The following is a 22002-nucleotide window of genomic DNA, read 5'->3' on the forward strand; positions in this document are numbered from 1 at the left end:
GCTGTGCAGCCGTGAAAGAGTGAACATCACAACGCATGAAATTCTGAACATGACGCGAAAAAATCACAGCGAAAGCTGACGCCGTCCAGACACTGTGTAAAAATACAGGCAATTTCCTGTAGTAGAGCGTTCCTGGTGGTAATGAAACAATGGCCCTGACAGCAGCAATAAAAAGCCAGATAGCGCAGTGGTATAAAGCGCTGCAGCAACAGGTGCCTGACTTTATTCCGCGCCCGCCGCAGCGGCAGATGATCGCCGAAGTGGCGAAATGCCTGGCCGGTGACGATGGCCGTCATCTGGCGGTCGAAGCGCCAACCGGCGTCGGCAAAACCCTTTCTTATCTCATTCCCGGCATTGCGGTGAGCCGTGCTGAAGAGAAGCGGTTGGTGATCAGCACCGCCAACGTGGCGTTGCAGGATCAGATCTTCACCAAGGATCTGCCGCTGCTTAAAAAAATCATTCCCGATCTCACCTTTACCGCTGCTTTTGGTCGTGGTCGCTATGTTTGCCCGCGCAATTTGGCCGCACTGGCAGCGGATGACGAGCAGCAGGGCGATCTGCTGCTTTATCTGGATGACGAAGCGATCAGCAGCACTAAAGAAGAACAAACCCAATGCGGACGCTTGCAGAAGTCGCTGGATCGTTATCAGTGGGATGGTTTGCGCGATCACAGTGAAGACAACATCAGCGACAGCTTATGGCAGCGGCTTTCTACCGATAAAGCCAGCTGTCTGGGCGCGCATTGCCGCTGGTATCGCGAATGCCCGTTTTTTGTCGCCCGCCGTGAAATTGAGCAGGTGGATGTGGTGGTGGCAAACCATGCGTTGGTGATGGCGGCAATGGAAAACGAATCGGTGTTGCCGCCTGCTAAACAGCTGATGCTGGTGCTTGATGAAGGGCATCATCTGCCCGAAGTGGCGCGCGATGCGCTGGAAATGAGCGCTGATATCACACCCGGTTGGAGCAGCTTGCAGCTCGACCTTTTCGTGAAGCTGGTGGACAGCATCATGACTCAGATGCGGCCTAAATCGCCGCCGCCACTGACGAATCCTGAACGGCTTAAAGCGCACTGCGATGAGCTACGTGAGCTGCTCACGATTATGAGTAACGCACTCAATCCGCTGCTGCCTACGCATAATCAGCCCGGCGAATTCCGTTTTGTGCTGGGCGAATTGCCGCAGGAAATCCTCGAACTCTGTGCGCGCCTGTTTAAGCTCAGTGATGCGCTGCGAGGCTTAACAGAAGGGCTGATCAACGCGCTAAGCGAGCAAACGGGCAAAGTGGATCTGGTGCGGTTGCACCGCAGCCTGTTGCAGCTCAATCGTCAGTTTGGCTGGTTTGAGTCGGTGAGCAAATTATGGCGACTGGCGGCGTTGGAAAAAGCCTCTGGCGCGCCGGTATCAAAATGGATCACCCGAGAACTGCGTGAGGGTCAGGCACATTTGCTGTTTCACTGCGCCGGCATTCGCGTCAGCGATCAGCTGGAAAAAATGCTGTGGCGGAAAATACCGCATGTGGTGGTGACATCCGCCACGCTGCGTTCGTTGAACAGTTTTAATCGCTTGCAGGAGATGTCTGGTCTGAATGAGAAGGCTGGCGATCGCTTTGTGGCGCTCGACTCGCCGTTCAATCATATCGATCAAGGCAAGCTGGTGATTCCGCAGATGCGTTACGAGCCCGTCATGGCTAACGAAGCAGAGCACATTGCTGAGATGGCGGGATTTTTCCGTCAGCAAATGCACGAAGAGAAACACAAAGGGGTGCTGGTGTTATTTGCCAGCGGTCGCGCCATGCAGCAATTTGTCGCCTGTTTGCCCGATTTGCGTCTGTCGATGCTGGTGCAGGGCGATCAACCGCGCAGTCGATTAGTGGAGCTGCACCGCAAGCGAGTGGAAAAGGGCGAAACCAGTATCCTGATTGGCTTGCAGTCGTTTGCCGAAGGGCTGGATTTAAAAGGCGACCTGCTAAGTCAGGTGCATATCCATAAAATTGCTTTTCCCCCGGTGGACAGTCCGGTAATTTTAACCGAAGGTGAATGGCTAAAAAGCCTGAAACGCTATCCGTTTGAGGTGCAGAGTTTACCCAGCGCTTCATTTACGCTGATTCAGCAGGTCGGACGCCTGATTCGCAGCCATCAATGTTATGGCGAAATTGTCATTTATGACCGCCGTTTGTTGAGCAAAGCATACGGCAGCCGCTTGCTGGCGGCGTTACCGGTGTTTCCGATTGAGCAGCCAGCAGCGCCCGAACCTGCAAAAATAATAAGCACACCCACGCAAACCGTGCGTAAAAAACGTCCCACGCGGCGCTAAATGGCCGCGCACTTTAACGGAAGCGAGTGATGGAACTGAATAAGATTATTAAAGAGATTGGGCGTGGAAAGAATCACGCGCGTGACATCGACTTCGATACCGCAGTGGCGCTTTACAGTGCAATGCTGGCGGGCGATGTTCCCGATCTGGAGCTGGGCGGCATTTTAATTGCGCTGCGTATTAAAGGCGAAGGCGAAGACGAAATGCGCGGCTTTTATCAAGCGATGCAAACGCAAATGATGACGCTGCGTGCACCCGTTGATCGTCCTATGCCGATTGTCATTCCCAGCTACAACGGTGCACGTCGTCAAGGCAACCTGACACCTTTGCTGGCGCGGCTGCTCAACCAGCTCGGTTTTCCGGTGCTGGTGCATGGCGTGAGTGAAGATGCCACGCGCGTAACCAGCGAAGCGGTTTTTGCTGAACTTGGTGTACAACCTGCGACCACACAGCAGCAGGCGCAGGAAAAACTGGATAACGGCGAGTTGGTGTTTATTACCATCGACAACCTTTGCCCGCCCATGGCAAAACAGCTGTCGCTGCGCTGGCGCATGGGCGTGCGTAACAGCGCGCATACGCTGGCCAAATTGGCCACCCCGTTTGGTGAGCGTGAGGCGCTGCGTCTTTCCAGCGTGTCGCACCCAGAATATGTGCCGCGCGTGGGCAAATTCTTCAGTGACATTGATGCGCCAGGCCTTTTACTGAACGGCACTGAAGGTGAGGTTTATGCCAATCCACAGCGCTGTCCGGCAATCAGCTACATTCACGGCGCAGAAACGGAAGCAGAGGTGTGGGTTGAACGTCAGCCAGAAGTCACGTTGGAACTGCCAGGCGATAAAACAGCTGCCGTGACGGCGCGTTGGATTGACGCGGTGTTGGCGAAACAGCGACCGGTGCCAGAAGCGCTGCGTTTGCAGATCGCCTGCTGTTTACGTGCCAGCGGACAAAGTGACTCGCTGGACGCGGGATTACAGCGCCTTAGCGACGCGGGTTATTAAATCAGGCTTTTGGCAGCGCCTGTTCAACCAGGTTCTGCCAAAATTCAACGCCCAGCGGAATCAGCGCATCGTTAAAATCATAACGGGCGTTGTGCAAAGGTGCCGACGGCGTTTCGCCATCCACACCTAGCCAGAAATAGGCACCCGGACACGCTTCCATCATGCAGGCAAAATCTTCGGATGCCATGGAAGGATTAACCTGCCATTTGACGTTCTTTTCGCCAAACGTGTTCAGCGCCACTGCGCGCACCTGTTCCGCTGGCTCAGCGTGATTGGCCGTTACCGGATAACCGGGTAACCAATCGATTTCTCCGCAGACGCCAAACGGTTTCGGCAGCGTACTCACAAAATCTTCAATTAACTGACGTACCCGATTGCGCACGTCGGTTTGCAGACAACGCACCGTGCCGCGCAGCTTTATCTGTTCGGGAATCACGTTGATTGCCTCGCCGCCGTGGATTTGCGTCACGCTCACTACCGCAGAGGCCAGCGGCGACAGGCGGCGTGAGGGGATTGTCTGTAACGCTAAAATCAGTTCTGCAGCGACCACCATCGGATCGGCACCACTTTCTGGCATTGCCGCGTGGCAACTTTTGCCATTCAGAGTGATTTCAAAGGAGTCAAGCGAAGCCATCATTGCGCCAGGATTCACCGCCAGCGTGCCCAGCGCCATGCCTGGCCAGTTGTGCATGGCATAAACCGCATCCATCGGAAAGCGCTGGAACAGACCTTCTTCTACCATTTTCCGCGCGCCGCCAAGGTTCTCTTCAGCAGGCTGAAAGATGAAGTGCACCGTGCCGCTGAACTGACGCGTTGCGGCCAGTTGTTTTGCGGCAGCAAGCAGAATGGCGGTGTGGCCATCGTGTCCACAGGCGTGCATGACGCCAGGTTGCGCAGAGCGCCACGCAACATCACCTTTTTCGGTGATAGGCAGGGCGTCCATATCTGCACGTAAGCCAATTACCGGACCTGCACCATTTTCCAGCGTGCCAATCACTGCCGTTCCCGCTAATCCACGAAAAACGTGCAGGCCAGCCAGTTCGAGCTGTTGAGCGACAACATCACTGGTTTTGTGCTCCTGATAGCCGAGTTCAGGTTCCTGATGAAACTGGTGGCGCCAGCGCAGGGCATCTTCAAGCAGAGCAGGGGAAAGGGTCATGCAGAAACGCGCTCCTTACGGATTGAGAAGATTTCACTTTAGAGGTCTGGCGAGCGCACGTCTATTGCCGAAACAGGGAATTTTGGCTATAGGCTAAATCAAAATGGAATAAGTAATAAGGAAGTGCGATGGGTTTGAGTCAGCGTAGGCGCGCAGAAAGTGAAGCGCGCGCGGTCCCCCATCCCAGCCTCGCCCCGTGAAGCGGGAGAAGGAGACGCTGCCACAGGCAGCTTTACTACTCGCATATTGCAGCATCTTCCTCCCCCATGTATGGGGGAGGATTGAGGTGGGGGCCAAACGACCTCGCACTCAAGAGGATTGAGGTGGGGGCCAAACGACCTCGCACTCAAGAGGAGCGAGGTGGGGGCCAAACGACCTCGCACTTCTTTACTTCTGCATCGGCAGATTCAGCCCATGCGCCTTAGCACAAGCTTGCGCTTGCTCATAGCCTGCATCAGCATGGCGCATCACACCGGTGGCAGGATCGTTCCACAATACGCGACTCAGACGTGCATCGGCGGCTTCGCTGCCATCACAGACAATGACCACGCCTGCATGCTGTGAGAAGCCCATGCCCACACCGCCGCCATGGTGGAGGCTGACCCAGGTAGCGCCGCCCGCCGTGTTTAGCAGCGCGTTGAGCAGCGGCCAGTCAGAAACGGCGTCGGAACCATCTTTCATCGCCTCGGTTTCACGGTTTGGCGAGGCAACAGAGCCGCAGTCCAGATGATCGCGCCCAATCACCACCGGCGCTTTGAGCTCACCGTTGCGCACCATCTCATTAAAAGCCAGCCCGGCACGATGACGTTCACCCAAGCCTAACCAGCAAATACGTGCAGGCAAACCCTGGAAGGCGATACGTTCCTGCGCCATATCCAACCAGCGATGCAGGCTGGCATGCTGTGGGAATAGCTCTTTCAGTTTGGCGTCAGTTTTGTAGATATCTTCTGGATCGCCCGAAAGCGCAACCCAGCGGAACGGGCCTTTGCCTTCGCAGAAGAGTGGGCGAATATAAGCCGGCACAAAACCTGGAAAATCAAACGCATTTTTCACGCCTTCATCCAGCGCGACCTGACGAATATTGTTGCCGTAATCAACGGTGGGAATGCCCATATGACAGAAGTCGAGCATCGCCTGTACGTGCACCGCCATTGATGCGCGCGCCGCTTTTTCTACCGCCTTGGGATTGCTGGATTTCTCCTGCTGCCAGCGCGCCAGATCCCAATCAATCGGCAGATAACCATTAAGCGGGTCATGCGCTGAGGTTTGATCGGTGACGATATCGGGGCGTGGGCCGCCCGCTTTAGCGCGTTTCACCAGCTCCGGCAAAATCTCTGCCGCGTTACCCAGCAAACCCACGGAAATGGCTTTTTTCGCTTGGGTCGCTTCTGCAATTAGCGCTAATGCTTCATCCAGCGAGGTGGCTTTGTGATCGACATAGCGGGTGCGCAGACGGAAATCGATACGTGATTCCTGACACTCAATCGCCAGCACACAGGCGCCCGCTAAGACACCTGCTAACGGTTGTGCGCCGCCCATACCGCCTAAGCCTGCGGTCAAAATCCAGCGTCCGCTGAGGTCGTTGTTGTAGTGCTGGCGACCCGCTTCAACAAACGTTTCGTAAGTGCCTTGCACGATGCCCTGGGCACCAATGTAGATCCATGAGCCGGCTGTCATCTGGCCGTACATCATCAACCCGGCTTTATCCAGTTCGTGGAAGTGATCCCAGTTAGCCCAATGCGGAACCAAATTCGAGTTTGCCAGCAGGACGCGCGGCGCATCGGCGTGAGTACGAAACACACCGACCGGCTTACCCGATTGAATCAGCAGCGTTTCATCAGGTTTTAACACTTCTAAAGAACGCAGGATCTGCTCGAAGCATTCCCAGTTGCGCGCCGCTTTACCGATGCCACCATATACCACTAAATCTTCCGGGCGCTCGGCGACGTCGGGATCGAGGTTGTTCTGGATCATGCGGTAAGCCGCTTCAATCAGCCAGTTAGCGCAATGCAGTTCGTTACCGTGTGGTGCACGAACTTCGCGTGCTACGGCCTGAGACAGGGTTTCGCTCATTACAGGTTCCTTATTCAGCAGACGTTACAGCGCGCATACTCGGCAGCAGCGCAGTCAAGGATTGAGGCCAGGCGGTGCGACTTGCCCACTGACGCATGGCGTCGATGTCAGGTGCCAGCAGGCGATCTTCCTCAAGGAAAGCCACTTGCTCGCGAATGGTGCTGATTTCCTGCTCGATTAAGGCCGAACTTTGCAGCGGACGATGGAATTCAATGCCTTGTGCTGCCGCCATCGCTTCAATACCGACGACCGCAGCGGTGTTAAAGCACATGTCGCCCAGACGGCGTGCGGCGTAAGTCGCCATTGAAACGTGATCTTCCTGATTAGCGGAAGTTGGCAGGCTGTCAACGCTGCCCGGATGCGCCAGGGATTTGTTCTCAGATGCCAGCGCTGCCGCTGTCACCTGCGCGATCATAAAGCCCGAGTTCACACCGCCGTCGCGTACCAAAAAGGGCGGTAAGCCGGATAAACCAGTGTCGAGCAGCAGTGCCATACGGCGTTCAGAAATAGCGCCCACTTCAGCGATTGCCAGGGCGAGAATGTCAGCCGCGAAGGCCACCGGTTCAGCATGAAAGTTACCGCCGGAAATGACGTCACCGGACTCGCTGAACACCAGCGGGTTGTCTGATGCGGCGTTGGCTTCAATTTGCAGGACGCGTGCGGCGTGGCTCAGGTTATCCAGACATGCGCCCATCACTTGGGGTACGCAGCGAATAGAATAAGGATCCTGTACGCGACCGCAGTTAGCGTGCGAACCCAGAATTTCACTGCCTTCAATCAACGACGTCACTGCGGCGGCAACCGCAATTTGACCTTGCTGACCGCGTGCCTGATGAATGCGTGCATCGTAGGGCTTCAGCGATCCCTTGATCGCTTCCAGCGACAGCGCGCCCGCCATGAGTCCCGCTGCGAACAGATTTTCTGCTTCGAATAATCCCCGCAGCGCCAATGCGGTAGAGACCTGCGTGCCGTTGAGCAGCGCCAAGCCCTCTTTGGGGCCCAGTACGATGGGGGTTAATCCCACTTTGGCCAGGCCATCAACGGCAGAAATCAGCTCACCGTTAACACGGACCTGACCTTCACCTAATAACATCAGCGACATGTGCGCCAGCGGAGCCAGATCGCCAGACGCACCAACCGAGCCTTTTTCGGGGATGCAAGGCATGATGCCCGCGTTGAACAAAGCCAGTAGCGCATCAACCAGTTCGATACGCACGCCAGAATGTCCACGCGCCAGGCTTACGATCTTGGTAGCCAAAATCAGGCGCGTTACGTTATCCGGTAGCAAATTGCCCAAGCCGACACTGTGTGATAGCACCAGATTGCGTTGCAGATCGGCCAGACGTGAGGTGGGAATTTGCGTCTGTGCCAGCTTGCCAAATCCGGTATTAATGCCATAAACCACGTTGCCAGAGGCGACGATGGCGTCAACGGTTTGCTGTGCCTGCGCGATGGCGTTACGTGCCTGGTCATCAAGACTAAGCGAAACACCGCCTTGATAGATTGCGCGTAACGTAGCGAGATCCACCTCGCCTGGAACCAGGCGCAAATGCTGAGAAGAGCCTGACATAACCTACTCCTGTCTATACAAGTTTGCTGGGGCTGTTAGCTGCTGTTAAGCGCATTGACCCCGCGGATTTATTCGAGTGAAGCATATGGGTTTAATCTTGTCTATCCTTGTATATACAATTAGCAAGGGCTGTGCCAAACCGATCACAAAAATCGTGCTTGTTGTCATCTGTGGTTGCGCTGTTATTACCGCAAAGGTTTGCACTGCAACGATGCGCCAGCTGCACTACCAACGTGCATCTACCTGATATGGATGTATATACATTTGCAGGTTGAGACAGTAAACTCGGGGTATTATCAGGATAAGGAACAGCAAATGGTCGAGCATACGGCGATAGCACAACTGGCTGCGGCCATGAGTGATGAACCCGCACCGATTTATCAGCGCGTTAAACAGGCAATCGTGAGTCAGATTCGTGAAGGGCACTGGAAAGCGAATCAGCGCGTACCGTCAGAAAGCGAGTTGGTGAATGAGTTGGGCGTCAGCCGCATGACCATCAATCGCGCGCTGCGTGAGCTGACTGGCGAAGGTTTTTTAGTGCGAATGCAAGGCGTGGGCACCTTTGTCGCGGAGATGAAAGGTTACACCGCGATGCTGGAAGTGCATAACATCGCCGATGAAATCGCCCAGCGTGGGAATCTGCACAGCTGTAAAATTCTCGCCATCGGTCAGAACAAAGCCGATCCCGAACAGGCCGCCGTTTTAGGGCTAAGCACCGGGCAAACCCTTTACCATTCGCTGATTGTTCATTATGAAAATGAGCTGCCGGTTCAGCTGGAAGATCGCCTGGTCAATCCGCTCGTGGCACCGGATTACCTGACGCAGGATTACCATACCTTTACGCCTTACACCTATTTGATGCGCGTCGCGCCACTGACGGCGGGCGAACACATCGTTGAAGCGGTATTGCCGGATGCGCGTCAGCGTAAACATCTGGCGTTGGATGAGCACGAACCTTGCTTGCTGATCCGCCGCCAGACGTGGAGCGATACCAAAATCGTCACCTATGCGCGTTTACTGTATCCGGGTTCACGCTACAAGCTGCTGGGCCGATTCAAAGGACACGGCTGAGGCGGGTAAACAGCAGCTGCGCATCATCGCCTAAAGGCGTCAGCTGCAGCGTTTCATCCATCCACCAGACGCCCTGCTGGCGAGAAAGTGTTTCTCCGTTCGCCAGCTGCCATTCTCCGCATAACACCCACGCCACACCGTTTTCACTGCCAGCCTGTTTTGTCACCACCGCAACTGAAGATTGCCAGACATCACGCCGCGTCATGATATTGAAATCTTCACTGGCGCCCCCTATAAGGCTGGCTTGCAGTGCCCACTCACCAGGGAAAGCCCAGGGTTGATGGGGGATCAGGCGATGCTGCAAAGTCGATGTACTCAGCAAGACGTCATCACCGTGCAGCAGCGTGATAACCCGATCCACCCCTGGAAACAGTGAAAAATCCCCGTCCGCGGCAAGGGTGGCGATACTGGCGCGCCAGCCGAACTGCGCTTCACCAAGCGGAAAGCTGACGATCTCGCGCGTTTCGCCGCCGCCGTTGCGCCAGCGGCTAACCGGTAAATCAGCATAGGAAAAGCGCTTCATCGTAGTGCCGCCATGGCCTGTTTGAACCGCGCGGTGCAGGCTTCTTCTGCGGCATGATGACCGTCCTGGATAACGGCATTGCCCGCAACATACACATCACGAATCTGATTGCGCTGTCCGGCAAACAGCCAGCGATTAAGCAGGGCGCGATCGTCAATATGGCTAAACCAGGCATCATCCTTGAGCACCAGCCAGTCGGCGCGTTGCCCCACGGCGAGTCCACCGCTGCGAATGCCGCACGCCTGCGCGCCACCTTGCGCCGCCTGTTGCCATAACAGATCGCCCACCGAAGCTTGATGAGGCGTGGTGATGCGATTGCGTCGGCGGTCACGCAGACGCTGCCCATATTCCAGCCAGCGCAACTCTTCCTGGGCGCTGAGCGAAACGTGGCTGTCGGAACCGATGCCCCAACGTCCGCCCTGCGCGATGTAATCAACGGCGGGAAAAATGCCATCACCCAGATTAGCTTCTGTTGTTGGGCACAAACCCGCTACTGCACCGCTGGCTGCGAGTCGGCGAATTTCTTGCTCATCCAGATGTGTAGCGTGGATCAGGCACCAGCGCGCATCAACCTCAAAGCGGTTCATCAGCCAGGCCACCGGGCGCTCGCTGCTCCACGCCAGACTGTCATTGACCTCTTTTTCCTGCTCAGAGACGTGAATGTGCACCGGCAAAGCGGCGTCGCTGGTTGCCAGCACCTCTCGCATCTGCGCTTCGCTCACCGCCCGCAACGAATGAAAACAGAGACCTTGATTGTGCAGCGGCTTATTGCGCAGGTTGCTTTGCAACCAAGCCTGCTGCTGCAGATAGCGATCGGTTTGCTGAATAAAACGTTTTTGCCCGTTTGAAGGTGGCTGCGCACCAAAACCGCTGTAGCTGTAAAGCACCGGCAGCAGCGTTTGACCGATGCCAGCTGTCTCGGCTGCGTGAATCAGCTGCTGTAACATCGCATCATCAGGATAGGGCGCGCCATGCGGGTCGTGGTGCAGATAGTGAAATTCAGCGACCTGGCTGTAGCCGCCTTTCAGCATGTCGATGTAAAGCAGCGCGGCAATGTCGCCAACCTGTTCGGGCGTCAGGCGCTGCACCATGCGGTACATCAGATCGCGCCAGGTCCAGAAGCTGTCTTGAGGATCGCCAGCGACTTCTGCTAATCCCGCCATCGCACGTTGAAACGCATGTGAATGCAGGTTTGCCATCGCGGGGATCACGTGGCCATGCAGGGGCATCGTCTCTTGTGCCTGACTGTCGGGAATGATTGATTCAATGAATCCAGCCTGATTGACTGAAATACGCACCTGCCTGCGCCAGCCTTCAGTAAGCAGCGCGCGGGAGGCAAAAAAAGTCGCCATGGTTGATCCTCAACGGATGTGGTTGTATATACATATACATACTTTGATGCGCAGTGTAAATCTCAGGAGCGATGAGGTGACAACAGCAGATGACTTATCAATAGATAGCCTGTGGCTAGGGGCCGATCTGGTGACTATGCAGGGCGGTAAGTACCAGATCATCGAAGATGGCGCACTGGCGGTAAAAGCCGGGAAGCTGCACTGGGTAGGGCCGCGTGAAACGATGCCGGCGTTTCACGCGCGTGAGCAGCATCAACTTTCGGGTGGCATCATCACGCCGGGTTTGGTGGATTGTCACACCCATTTGGTGTTTGGCGGCAATCGCAGCCAGGAGTTTGAGCAGCGATTAAATAACGTTAGCTACGCTGAGATTGCTGCGCAGGGCGGCGGTATTCTTTCTACCGTGCGTGCCACGCGCGCGGCCAGCCAGCAGGAGTTAGTGGCTTCTGCGCGCTGGCGACTGGATCGCTTACTGGCAGAAGGCGTGACTACGGTTGAAATCAAATCGGGTTATGGTCTGGATGAAGAGAGTGAGCTGCGCATGTTACGGGCGATTCGTGAGTTAAGCGAAAGCGTGCCAGCGGATGTATTCGCGACCTGTTTAGCCGCCCACGGTTTCCCGCCAGAATTCAAACACAATCCCGACGGCTGGATTGATGTCATCTGCAATCAGCTATTGCCGCAGGTAAAAGCGAAAGGGCTGGCGGATGCGGTCGATGCTTTTTGCGAACATCTGGCTTTGTCGCCTGCGCAGGTGGCGCGTGTGTTTGATCAGGCAACAGCGTTGGGTTTGCCGGTTAAGTTACACGCAGAACAGCTTTCATCGCTAGGCGGTGCCGCACTGGCAGCGCGTTACGACGCGCTTTCTGCCGATCACCTGGAATACGCCACGGAAGATGATGTTAAGGCCATGGCGCAGCATGGAACGGTTGCGGTGTTGCTGCCGGGTGCGTTTTACCTGCTGCGTGAAACTCAGCGTCCGCCGGTTGAACTGTTCCGCCGTTATGGCGTGCCGATGGCGCTGGCAAGCGATGCGAATCCTGGCACATCACCGGCATTATCCCTGCGCTTGATGTTAAACATGGGTTGCACGCTATTTGGCATGACACCGGAAGAGGCGCTGGCAGGCGTGACGATTTGGGGAGCAAAAGCGCTTGGTCTGGAACAGACTCATGGCACGCTTGAAGCGGGCAAAGTCGCCAGCTTCGTTCATTGGCCATTAGCCCGTCCGGCAGAATTGGTTTACTGGTTGGGTGGTGAGCTGCCCTGTAAAGTCATCTATCGTGGAGAAGCACAATGAGCAGTGAAAAAATCAGCGAAACAAGCAGTGAATCCACCTGTTTTCACTTTACCCAAGGCAAGATCCCGCTGCTGGTTAGCATTCCGCACGCGGGTACGTTGCTTACGCCAGAGGTTGAAAACGCGTTGAGCGATGCCGCGCGCAGCTTGCCGGATACCGATTGGCACATTCCGCTATTGTACGATTTTGTGCGCGATTTGGGTGCCAGCGTGATCATTGGCCGCTACTCACGCTTCGTCGTTGACCTTAATCGTCCGCCCGACAACCAACCGCTGTACACCACCGCAACCACGGGTTTGTTTCCCGAAACGCTGTTTGATGGCACACCGACCTTCGCGGAAGGAAAAACGCCAAGCGCTGAACAGCGCCAAAGCTATATTGATCACATCTGGCAGCCTTATCATCAGCAAATTCAACATGAGCTGGCGCGACTCAAAGCCGAATACGGTTATGCCTTGCTGTTTGATGCCCACTCGATTGCCAGCGTGATTCCTCGCCTGTTTGAAGGACGCCTGCCGGATATCAATATTGGTACCAACGACGGTGCCAGCTGTAGCCCAGCGGTGATTAACGCTATTCAGGCTGTGTGTGCTGAACAAGATAAATACAGCTGGGTGCTGAATGGGCGCTTCAAGGGCGGTTACATTACTCGCGCCTACGCGCAACCTGATGAGAATGTGCAAGCGGTGCAGCTCGAACTGGCGCAATGCAATTACATGGATGAAACACCCCCCTTTGCCTGGCGACAGGAACGTGCCACCGCGCTACAGAAAGTGTTGAAGCCGCTGATACAGGCATTTATCGAACAAGGAAAGGTGTAAACAAGCGCGTCGAGAAGACGCGCTGTGATGCTTTATGCCCGACGAGCATCCGGGCGCACTAAATCAAAACGCTGCGCTTCAGTGATGCTGTAATAGGCGCTCGGTCCGCCAGCGCGCAGAATCGGCTCGGCTTTGGCGGTTTGATAAATGCCATTTTCCAGCAGCGTTTCATCGATATGAATCGCCACCGCTTCACCCAATACCAACCAGCTATCAATCGGCTGACCTTGTGTATCCTGCAACTGAATGAGCTGCGTGAGCTTACATTCAAAATTAACCGGGCTTTCCGCCACTAAACTCGGCTTGACCTGCGAGGCGGGTAACGGCGTTAAGCCAGCAATAGCAAACTCATCCTGATCGGCGGGCACCGAAGCGGAGCTCTCGTTCATCGCTTCTGCTAACGAACGCGTTGCCAGGTTCCAGACAAATTCTTTGGTCTCAGAAATATTCTGCACACTGTCTTTCCATCCGCTGCTGGCGAAACCGATGATGGGCGGATGATAATTAAAGCAGTTGAAGAAGCTGTAAGGCGCAAGGTTGCGATGACCGCTGGCGCTGATGGAACTGATCCAACCAATCGGGCGTGGTCCAACAATCGCATTGAGAGGATCGTGCGGCAATCCGTGACCTGCGCGCGGTTGGTAAGAGTAACGTTTGTGCGTCATGAAATCTCCGATAGCGTTTTTTGTTTTATCTTAGTCTTACAGCATTGATTGAGTCGGCGAGAATTGTGTAAGCGGATTGTGCGAAGCCGCGTAGTTGTCTCAACCCGACGCTCTTCGCATATTCATTATTTATTTTCAGCGATGCACAGCGTATTGTACGCGCGCCCGAATAATTGAGAGAAAGTATGAAAAAGTCAGCCAGTTCGTCACCGTTCCATGCCCGTAATCGCCATCAAAGTGAATACGATTTTGCCGCCTTAATCGCTGCACATCCACCGCTGGCGGTGAAAGTGCGCCCTAATGGTTATGGCGTGCAGTCGGTGGATTTTGCCGATCCCGAGGCGGTGATGCTGCTGAATCAGGCCTTGATCAAGCTGTTTTACGGCATTGACTGGCAACTTGCGCCGGGTTCACTCTGTCCGCCCGTGCCGGGCCGTTCAGATTATGTGCATTATCTGGCCGATCTGCTGGCGCTGGATAATCAAGGAAAAATCCCGATGGCCGATGTGCTGGATATCGGCTGTGGTGCAAACTGCATCTATCCGCTGATTGGTCAGGCTGAATATGGCTGGCGCTTCACCGGCACTGAAATTGATGAAAGCGCATTGAAAGCCGCGAATCAAATCGTGGCTGCGAATCCTGGTTTGCAGCGCAATATTCGCCTGCGCCGTCAAAAAAACAGCGATGCTATTTTGGCGGGTGTCGTGAACAAGAACGATTTTTTCCACGCCGTGATGTGTAATCCACCGTTCCATGCCTCTGCCGCTGAAGCTGCGGCCAGTTCACAGCGTAAAGTGCGTAATTTGGGTCTGGAGAAATCCGCACCGCTGAACTTTGGTGGTCAACATAATGAGTTATGGTGCGTCGGCGGCGAAAAAGCCTTTGTCAGCAAAATGATTCAGGAAAGCGTGGCGCTGGCGCGTCAATGCATCTGGTTCACGTCGCTGATCTCCAGCAAAGATAATCTGGCTGCGCTGGAAAAACAGTTGCAGGCGCTGGATGTAGAGGTTCGCGTAGTGAACATGGCGCAGGGCCAGAAACAGAGCCGCTTCCTGGCCTGGTCATTTATGCCTGCGGCGACACGCGCGCAGCGTTTACGTTAATCCAACGTTTGTTGATGGCATCCGCCACCTGTATTCAGGTGGCGGATGTTCTGCTTGTGGTACCGACTAAAAATAGCGCGGTTATTGCGGGGCCGGTAACGCCGGTAAGCTGGCAGCGCCTGCAACGTCAGGTCCGGTTTGCATCACTTCCACCGTTTGGTGCGGCGCTTTGATGCCTGCAGCATCAAAATGCTTCTTCACCTTTTCATCTAAAGCAAAACGTACCGTCCACTGCTTAAGCGGCTGGGTGGTAAACGAGACGCGCACAGTAAATGCCTGATTAGTCAGCCCGACTAAGCCTGCAAAGTTTGGTTCGCCAATGACCATGCCGCGAATCTCTGGGTTTTCCAGCAGTTCATTTACTGCCGCCTGCAGCGCTCGATTAGCGCGTTCCGTATCCTCATTACGATCGACATCATAGTTCGCAACAAACGAGCCGATACCGCGCACAAAGTTGGCGAAGGTGGTGATCGAAGACCAGGGAATGATGTGATAAGCGCCGGTATCCTGACGTACGCCAACAGATCGAATTGACATGCGCTCCACCGTGCCGGTAATGGCGCCTATCGTCACCAAATCGCCGGTGTTCATGCCATTCTCAAACTGAATAAAAATGCCGGTAATAATGTCCTTCACCAGCGTTTGTGATCCGAAGGAAACCGCCAACCCCAAGGCGCCTGCACCCGCCAGCAGAGGCGCAATATTGACGCCAATTTCTGACAGTAAGATCATGATGGTAATGGTGCTAATCACCACGGCTAACGCGTTGCGGAATAGTGTCAGCAGTGTACGTGTGCGGGCGCTGGGCATTGGGCGGCCATGTGAATCAGAGGCGAGACGGCTTTCAATCAAACTCGCCAGCACCGTCCAGCCGATCGCGGACAGCAGTAAAATCATCACGATGCGGATCAGGATATCCACCATTTTTTCGCCAGCACCAATGGTTAGCCAATGCCAAAGATCAAACAGGTTCCAGGCATTAAGTAGCAGTAGCAAGGTGGCAAAAACCGTGAGAATGCGGGCCAGCTTTAGCATGGCGCGAACCCAGTCATTCACGCGCTTTTGCAATTCAGGGTAATTGCGGCGCAGATCGGGTGACAAAATAATGGTTTTACCTATCCAGCGCGTCAAAATACCGGAAACAAAAGCGGCCATGCCGACAATGGCCAGGCTGCGTACCGTGGCGGACATCATAAATTTCAGGCTGTCGCCGGGATTGAAAATCGAAAACAAAAACAGCGCGATAAAATACGCGCTCGCCAGCCAGTGCCAGAACAGCGCAAACGCTCGAATGAAGAAGGCAAAAAAGGCCATGCTGCGGTTGGCTAACCCAATCAACGCATTGTGAATATTGCGTTTGTTACTGAATATCAGCCACTGCGCCCAACAGGTCATGATCGCCATAATGGCAATGTTCAGTAGCGCTGCAATTTGCACGTTCACCTGATTAGACACAATCGGCACGATCACCAATAAACCGTAACCCATGATGCCGCTGAGCCAGCTTAGCCGCGTATTCCAGTAGCTGGCGCGCTCATCGTTGAGATGAAAAAAACGGAGTTCAGGAAAATGCGGGCAGAAAATCAGGCGCAACAGCGCTTTAAAAAATTCGATTAAGGCAAAGGCGTTGAGGAACAAACCCTGCTGATAGGCGATAGTGCGACTATCGCCGTGAAAGTTATCGCTGATAATTTGGCCGATAAACAACGCCAGCGCCAGTAACAGCAGGTCAATGATAAACGCGCCAATGATGGTAGCGGGAAGATGTAGCCAGTTACGGTGATCGCGATTTTTCTGTCGTCCCCATGCTCCAAGACGTTGATAGAGTGGATAAACCAAACGACGCAGCAGCCAGTAAAGGGCAAACATCGCCAAGGCCAGGCCGGCAAAATGGTTTACCGCATTCACAAAGGTCACGGGATTAAAGGGCTTATGTGGCGCGTAGAGAATATTGTCGTGCAGCCGAATGAATTGCGTAGCGGCTTCACCGCCATATTGGCGCGTCATATCGGTGAGCCGCTGCAGCACGGTCTTTTCTTCCGGCTCCTCGGTTGGCGGTGCCAGTTCTGGTGTACCGGTATCGGTGGGTGTCGCGGCGGCATTACGCAGTTGCTCAATTAATTCCTGGCGGGACTGATCGTTATCAAGAATGTTTGCCAATGCCGCGTACGCGGCTTTTTTATCACTCAGGCCAGGTTCTTGCGCATTACCTGAATCGGTTTTGGTTTGTTGTGCCGCAACAGCGGCTTGGGGCAATGAAACGGCTTGTGCTGTAGGTAGCGTAATGAAAAATAACAGACAGAGCAGAATCCAACGCCGCAAAAATATGCGGGGTGGGCAGGCTGACAACATGGCTTTCTCCTTAGCAACATGCTTGCTTCACAAGAGAAAAAGTATAGTCAGGGATGGCGAATCAAAATTCTGAAAGAAGAAGGGCAGATAAAAAAGGGCCGCAATCTTATAAAGCGGCCCGTTTTATCAAGAGACGTGCTGCAAGAATTCGCGCAGACGATCGCTTGGCGGATTGCTGATTAACGCATCGGGATTGCCATCTTCAGCGATGCGACCTTTGTCGATGAAAATCAGGCGTGAGGCAACTTTCTGAGCGAAGCCAACTTCATGGGTGACGATCACCATGGTCATGCCTTCTTCGGCCAAATCCTGCATCACTTTTAACACTTCGTGACGCAGTTCAGGATCGAGCGCGGAGGTTGGCTCATCAAACAGCATCATCTTAGGCTTCACCGCCAGCGCACGCGCAATCGCGACGCGTTGCTGCTGACCACCAGAAAGTTCAGAAGGGAAGTGGTGGGCGCGTTCCGCCAGACCGACTTTGCCCAAGAGTTCCTGCGCCAGTGCGCGCGCTGCCTCTTTTTTCGCACCACGGACGCGAATCGGTCCAAAAGCGACGTTATCCAACGCGCTCATCTGTGGAAACAGATGGAACTGCTGGAACACCATCCCCGCTTCCTGGCGGATCAGACGCTCATCCACTTTAGGGTCATTCACTTTTAATCCATCAACAATCAGCTCGCCGCTGGTGATCTCTTCCAATTTATTGATGCAGCGTAGCAGCGTGGATTTACCTGAACCAGAAGGGCCGATAATCACCACCACTTCACCCTGATTAATCTTCAGGTCGATGTTATGCAGCACCTGCGTTTTACCAAAATGCTTCGAGACGTCTTTAAATTCAATCACAGGATTTTCACCCTTTTTTCAATACGGCGCAGCACAAAGCTCAACACCAGCGTAATCACCAGATAAATGATCGCAACCGCGCTCCAGATTTCCAGTGCACGGAAGTTACCGGCAATAATTTCCTGACCCTGACGTGTCAGTTCCGCCACGCCGATAACGATGAACAGCGAGGTGTCTTTAATGCTGACAATCCACTGGTTGCCCAGCGGTGGCAACATGCGGCGCAGCGCCAGCGGCATAATGACATAACGCAAGGTTTCACGGCGTGACAGGCCAAGCGCCAATCCAGCTTCGCGAAAACCTTTATTAATGGATAACACCGCGCCGCGCGTGATCTCCGCGATATAGGCACCCGAGTTAATCATGATAGTGACAACCGCTGCGCTGAACGGATCAATGCGCAAGTCCGGGAAAGCCATGGGCAAGGCGAAATAGATGAACATTACCTGCACCACGATTGGCGTGCCGCGGATAATTTCAATGAACACCAGTGCGAGGTTGTTGGTGAACCAACCGCCGTAGGCGCGGGCAAAACCTGCGACCAAACCGATGATCAACCCCCCAATCAGCCCAATTACGGAGATGATTAAGGTCAGTTTGGCGCCTTCAAGCAGCGCGGGCATGGCTGGCCAGATAACGCTCCAGTCGAACTCCATGGTGAACTCCAGATATGTTGCGATGGAAAAAAGCAGGGAAATATTCCCTGCTGAAAATTAAATCGAGCTCAAATTATTATTTAGGTTCGCTGCCGAACCATTTTTTGTACAGCTCGTTGTAAGTCCCGTTTTCTTTAATGGTCTTCAGTGCGCCGTTTACTTTTTCACGTAAATCGTCGCTGCCTTTCGGGAAGGCGATACCATATTGCTGAGCTTCAATTGAGTCGCCTACCGCTTTGAAGCGGCCTTTACCGGCGGTGTTGATGAAGTACAGAATATTTGGCGTGTCGTGCAGTACAGCGTCAGCACGGTTGGTGCCAAGCTCCATATAAGCGCTGTCAATATTTGGGAACTGGCGCAGATCTTTAGATTTGATATTCGCTTTAGCGTATTCGACCGAACCGGTTCCGCTTTTCACTGCCACGACTTTGCCGTTCAGATCGCTGATGCCTTTGATGTCGTTTTCGTTGTTACGCACCATCACCAACAAGCCGCTTTTGTAGTAACCGTCAGAAAACTCAATGGCTTTTTTACGTTCTTCGGTAATGGTAATACCCGCTAACGCTAGGTCAACGTTGCGCGTTTGCAGTGCAGGAATGATGCCGCTGAAGTCCATCGGTTTCAGGGTGTAATCCAGTTTCAGTTCTTTCGCGATAGCTGCCCACAAATCAACGTCAAAACCGACGTATTTGTCGCCTTGCTTAAATTCGAAAGGAACAAAGGCGGTGTCAGTGGCGACAACCAATTTTTTTTCAGCTGCGGTAGAAGAGAGTGAGAAGGCCAGCGCCAGCGCGGCCACAGAGACTTTAAACAGTGACTTCATCATTTTTCCTTATTACTACAAGGTTATAAAACCCGTGTTTGCGGCTTGTCATATGAAAGAATTATGCCAACTTTGCAAAATCTCTAAAATCAGTGAGTTGGACAGGCTGGCTGACACGATTTTGCATCGCATTAGCGCTTTGCACTAAAATGGCGCCCTATATTGGTGCGTAAGGTTATTTTGGTGCAACAGGAAGTGTGACGTAAAAGCGGAGGCGGTAAAAATCTGAAAGGGAAAACTGTTAACGAAGTCATAAAAAGCCGGTAACAAGGCATAAAAAAGGCGGGTTTCCCCGCCTGATTTATCATGTCGAACGTTAACTTATAATTTATTCGATATTAGCTTCGATAAACCACAGGAATTTATCGAGGTCACGTGACGCTGCGGTAAAGATATCAGCGGTATCTTCATCCTTCACTTCAGTGATGGCTTTACGTACATCGTTAGCAACCAGACCATACCGATCTGCCAGTGCTTTAAGATGATCCTGTACGCTATGAATATTCAGCGGATAGCTTTGCAGTGGCGTTTTATCACTCACCACCTGCGCTGTACCGAGTGCTACGCCGCCCAACTGCACAACGCGTTCTGCAATCGTGTCCTGATGATCGGTAATTGTGGTGCGGAAGCCGTCCAGCATCTCATGCACACCAATAAAGTTCGCACCGCGCATGTTCCAGTGCGCTTGCTTAGTGATCAACGACAGGTCAATGAACTCCACTACCAGCCGGTTCAGCACCTCGATGGTGGCTTTTTTATCGTTTTCAGCCACGTCATTACGGGTGTAAATGAGATCAGAAGAATTTGTTTTAACCAGTTTAGCGGTACTCATCGTTTCAGTCCTCTCTTTGATGGTTGTCCTAGTCAAGTACGGGAATAAGTATAGCAGCGCTTTGGGAGTTTGCAGTAACGGCTATGCCGATGGCTGAAATAGAGCACTTCCTGGTTATAAATAAGCATTTAGCCAAGGTAGTTAATGCAATGTTAAATTTAGCGTGAGCTAAAAATTTAATATTTACAGGTGGTTAGGTTAATGTGTCAATGTGGTATATCTGACTGTTTCAAAATAATACGGTAAAAGCCGTTCGTTAATTAAGAAGGCTTATCAAGATTAATACGCTTGTTATTTGGCCCGCGTTTTCACAGGCCAAATAATTTATTTTGGCGCTGCATTATTTAACTCAACCTCACTTAACCGGTTCTTTTTTGGCTTCATTGTGAGTGTCGAACCGGCAGAAGCTATGATGATCGCCAGCAAGGCAAGACATTGTTGTCCATTCAGGGTTTCGCCAAGAAAAAGCATGCCCGATAACGCTGCCATCGCGGGTTCCAGACTCATCAACGTACCAAAAATGCGTGCCGGTAAGCGGGTTAACGCGATCATTTCAAGAGAATAGGGGATGGCACTAGAAAGCAGAGCGACCAGCAACGCAATGGGAAGCACACTCCAGTGCCAGATGCCGCTTTCCGCAAAAGTCAGACCCAGCGGTACAAAAATAACAGAAGCAATCAACGAACCCATCGCCACGGTGGCAGGACCGTGTTCCGCGCCCGCACGTTGCCCCGCCAAAATATAAAATGCCCAACATGCGCCTGCGCCAACAGCGCATGCTGCACCCAGCGGATCGATTGCCGTCATGTTCGCGCCGAACGGCAGCAAAAACCATAATCCAATCACGGCCAGCACGACCCAGACAAAATCCAGCAAGCGGCGTGAACCAAGCAGTGCAAGCGTTAAGGGACCGGTGAATTCCAGCGCAACCGCCACGCCAAGCGGCACGGTACGAATAGAAAGATAAAACAAGAAGTTCATAGCGCCGAGCGCCAGGCCATACATCAATAGCGGCATGCGCTGCGCACGCGTGAAATGTAGACGCCACGGCTTAAAAATTGCACAGAGAATAAGCGTCCCCAGCCCTAAACGTAACGCTGTAATCCCGGTGGCACCCACAGTGGAAAAAAGCGACTTGGCCAGCGATGCGCCGCCTTGCAGTGAAAGCATCGCGATGAGCAGTACCGCAATAGGCATTAAAACCGGTGCGAGATTTCTTAGGGGTGAGGTAGGTGACATCCTGTGGCTACATCCTGATCATTTACTTAACAAGTGCACAGTGTAATGGAATTTATGGGCAAAAGAGACGATGGCGCGTGGTTTAAATTTGGTTTAACTGCGCATGAATTGCGCAATTTCAGCGCCAATTTAGTAAAGAAACGTCAGGATTTTTTAGGATTTTACTTAAAGCGGAAATTAAAAGACGAAAAGTTTATTGCAGAAAAATGATGGTTTTTATAAGAAAAAAGAATGACATAGGATCGTGCATTAACGTCCTGTTACACCAAACTTTCTGTTAGACAATAAAATCTGGGCAGAGTTT

At 53.4% G+C, this 22002-nt stretch carries 19 protein-coding genes; 7 read left to right on the plus strand and 12 right to left on the minus strand.

Annotated features, from left to right (window positions below):
- Window positions 1-149: 149 nt before the first annotated feature.
- Window positions 150-2312, plus strand: a complete 2163-nt coding sequence (gene dinG / locus ACF2G4_RS02070) for an ATP-dependent DNA helicase DinG (protein ID WP_409075431.1) — start codon at window positions 150-152, stop codon at window positions 2310-2312.
- A 29-nt stretch (window positions 2313-2341) separates the two neighbouring features.
- Window positions 2342-3310, plus strand: a complete 969-nt coding sequence (gene ybiB, locus ACF2G4_RS02075; protein ID WP_409075432.1) for a DNA-binding protein YbiB — start codon at window positions 2342-2344, stop codon at window positions 3308-3310.
- A gap of 1 nt (window position 3311) precedes the next feature.
- Here the strand turns inward: ybiB and ACF2G4_RS02080 are convergent, their stop codons facing one another.
- The 3 genes from ACF2G4_RS02080 to hutH all read right to left on the minus strand — a co-directional run bounded on the left by ACF2G4_RS02080 (window position 3312) and on the right by hutH (window position 8112).
- Window positions 3312-4469: a M20 aminoacylase family protein gene (locus ACF2G4_RS02080; protein WP_409075433.1), complete on the minus strand. Its 1158-nt coding sequence runs from the start codon at window positions 4467-4469 to the stop codon at window positions 3312-3314.
- A gap of 387 nt (window positions 4470-4856) precedes the next feature.
- Window positions 4857-6542: a urocanate hydratase gene (gene hutU, locus ACF2G4_RS02085; RefSeq protein WP_243078279.1), complete on the minus strand. Its 1686-nt coding sequence runs from the start codon at window positions 6540-6542 to the stop codon at window positions 4857-4859.
- Window positions 6543-6552: 10 nt separating this feature from the next.
- Complete coding sequence (hutH, locus tag ACF2G4_RS02090) at window positions 6553-8112, minus strand: histidine ammonia-lyase (RefSeq protein WP_243078278.1); 1560 nt, start codon at window positions 8110-8112, stop codon at window positions 6553-6555.
- A 315-nt stretch (window positions 8113-8427) separates the two neighbouring features.
- Here hutH and hutC point away from each other — a divergent pair, with 315 nt between their 5' ends.
- On the plus strand, window positions 8428-9183 hold the full coding sequence (hutC, locus tag ACF2G4_RS02095; protein WP_215847254.1) for a histidine utilization repressor: 756 nt from the start codon (window positions 8428-8430) through the stop codon (window positions 9181-9183).
- Here hutC and ACF2G4_RS02100 read toward each other — a convergent pair.
- Entirely contained in the window at window positions 9167-9706 is a 540-nt protein-coding gene (locus tag ACF2G4_RS02100) for a HutD family protein (protein ID WP_409075434.1), read from the minus strand. The genes hutC and ACF2G4_RS02100 overlap by 17 nt on opposite strands.
- A complete protein-coding gene (locus ACF2G4_RS02105; protein ID WP_409075435.1) occupies window positions 9703-11058 on the minus strand; it encodes a formimidoylglutamate deiminase in 1356 nt (451 codons plus the stop codon). The genes ACF2G4_RS02100 and ACF2G4_RS02105 overlap by 4 nt, the downstream gene beginning before the upstream one ends.
- 136 nt (window positions 11059-11194) lie before the next feature.
- Between ACF2G4_RS02105 and hutI the strand changes: the two genes are divergently transcribed.
- On the plus strand, window positions 11195-12358 hold the full coding sequence (gene hutI / locus ACF2G4_RS02110; RefSeq protein ID WP_409075933.1) for an imidazolonepropionase: 1164 nt from the start codon (window positions 11195-11197) through the stop codon (window positions 12356-12358).
- On the plus strand, window positions 12355-13179 hold the full coding sequence (hutG, locus tag ACF2G4_RS02115) for an N-formylglutamate deformylase (RefSeq protein ID WP_332627424.1): 825 nt from the start codon (window positions 12355-12357) through the stop codon (window positions 13177-13179). The genes hutI and hutG overlap by 4 nt, the downstream gene beginning before the upstream one ends.
- A 32-nt stretch (window positions 13180-13211) precedes the next feature.
- Here the strand turns inward: hutG and ACF2G4_RS02120 are convergent, their stop codons facing one another.
- Window positions 13212-13844: a flavin reductase family protein gene (locus ACF2G4_RS02120; RefSeq protein WP_409075436.1), complete on the minus strand. Its 633-nt coding sequence runs from the start codon at window positions 13842-13844 to the stop codon at window positions 13212-13214.
- 185 nt (window positions 13845-14029) lie between these two features.
- Between ACF2G4_RS02120 and rlmF the strand changes: the two genes are divergently transcribed.
- Window positions 14030-14947, plus strand: a complete 918-nt coding sequence (gene rlmF, locus ACF2G4_RS02125; RefSeq protein WP_215847249.1) for a 23S rRNA (adenine(1618)-N(6))-methyltransferase RlmF — start codon at window positions 14030-14032, stop codon at window positions 14945-14947.
- An 81-nt stretch (window positions 14948-15028) separates the two neighbouring features.
- On the opposite strand, the gene ybiO is transcribed toward rlmF, so the two are convergent.
- The 6 genes from ybiO to rhtA all read right to left on the minus strand — a co-directional run bounded on the left by ybiO (window position 15029) and on the right by rhtA (window position 21698).
- Window positions 15029-17299, minus strand: coding sequence for a mechanosensitive channel protein (ybiO, locus tag ACF2G4_RS02130; protein ID WP_409075437.1), 2271 nt, complete (start codon window positions 17297-17299; stop codon window positions 15029-15031).
- A gap of 126 nt (window positions 17300-17425) precedes the next feature.
- The gene (gene glnQ / locus ACF2G4_RS02135; protein ID WP_215847247.1) at window positions 17426-18148 is read right to left on the minus strand and encodes a glutamine ABC transporter ATP-binding protein GlnQ; all 723 of its coding nucleotides are present in this window, start codon (window positions 18146-18148) and stop codon (window positions 17426-17428) included.
- Complete coding sequence (gene glnP / locus ACF2G4_RS02140; RefSeq protein ID WP_243078272.1) at window positions 18145-18804, minus strand: glutamine ABC transporter permease GlnP; 660 nt, start codon at window positions 18802-18804, stop codon at window positions 18145-18147. The genes glnQ and glnP overlap by 4 nt, the downstream gene beginning before the upstream one ends.
- Window positions 18805-18880: 76 nt before the next feature.
- The gene (glnH, locus tag ACF2G4_RS02145) at window positions 18881-19627 is read right to left on the minus strand and encodes a glutamine ABC transporter substrate-binding protein GlnH (protein WP_215848313.1); all 747 of its coding nucleotides are present in this window, start codon (window positions 19625-19627) and stop codon (window positions 18881-18883) included.
- Window positions 19628-19955: 328 nt separating this feature from the next.
- Entirely contained in the window at window positions 19956-20459 is a 504-nt protein-coding gene (gene dps, locus ACF2G4_RS02150) for a DNA starvation/stationary phase protection protein Dps (RefSeq protein ID WP_215847246.1), read from the minus strand.
- 324 nt (window positions 20460-20783) lie between these two features.
- Entirely contained in the window at window positions 20784-21698 is a 915-nt protein-coding gene (gene rhtA / locus ACF2G4_RS02155; RefSeq protein WP_243078271.1) for a threonine/homoserine exporter RhtA, read from the minus strand.
- A 54-nt stretch (window positions 21699-21752) separates the two neighbouring features.
- Between rhtA and ACF2G4_RS02160 the strand changes: the two genes are divergently transcribed.
- Window positions 21753-21908, plus strand: coding sequence for a hypothetical protein (locus tag ACF2G4_RS02160; RefSeq protein ID WP_332627434.1), 156 nt, complete (start codon window positions 21753-21755; stop codon window positions 21906-21908).
- The last annotated feature ends 94 nt before the right edge of the window (window positions 21909-22002 follow it).

The sequence above is a fragment of the Pantoea phytostimulans genome, from assembly GCF_046118715.1.
In the GTDB taxonomy this organism is placed as follows: Bacteria; Pseudomonadota; Gammaproteobacteria; order Enterobacterales; family Enterobacteriaceae; genus Pantoea; species Pantoea phytostimulans.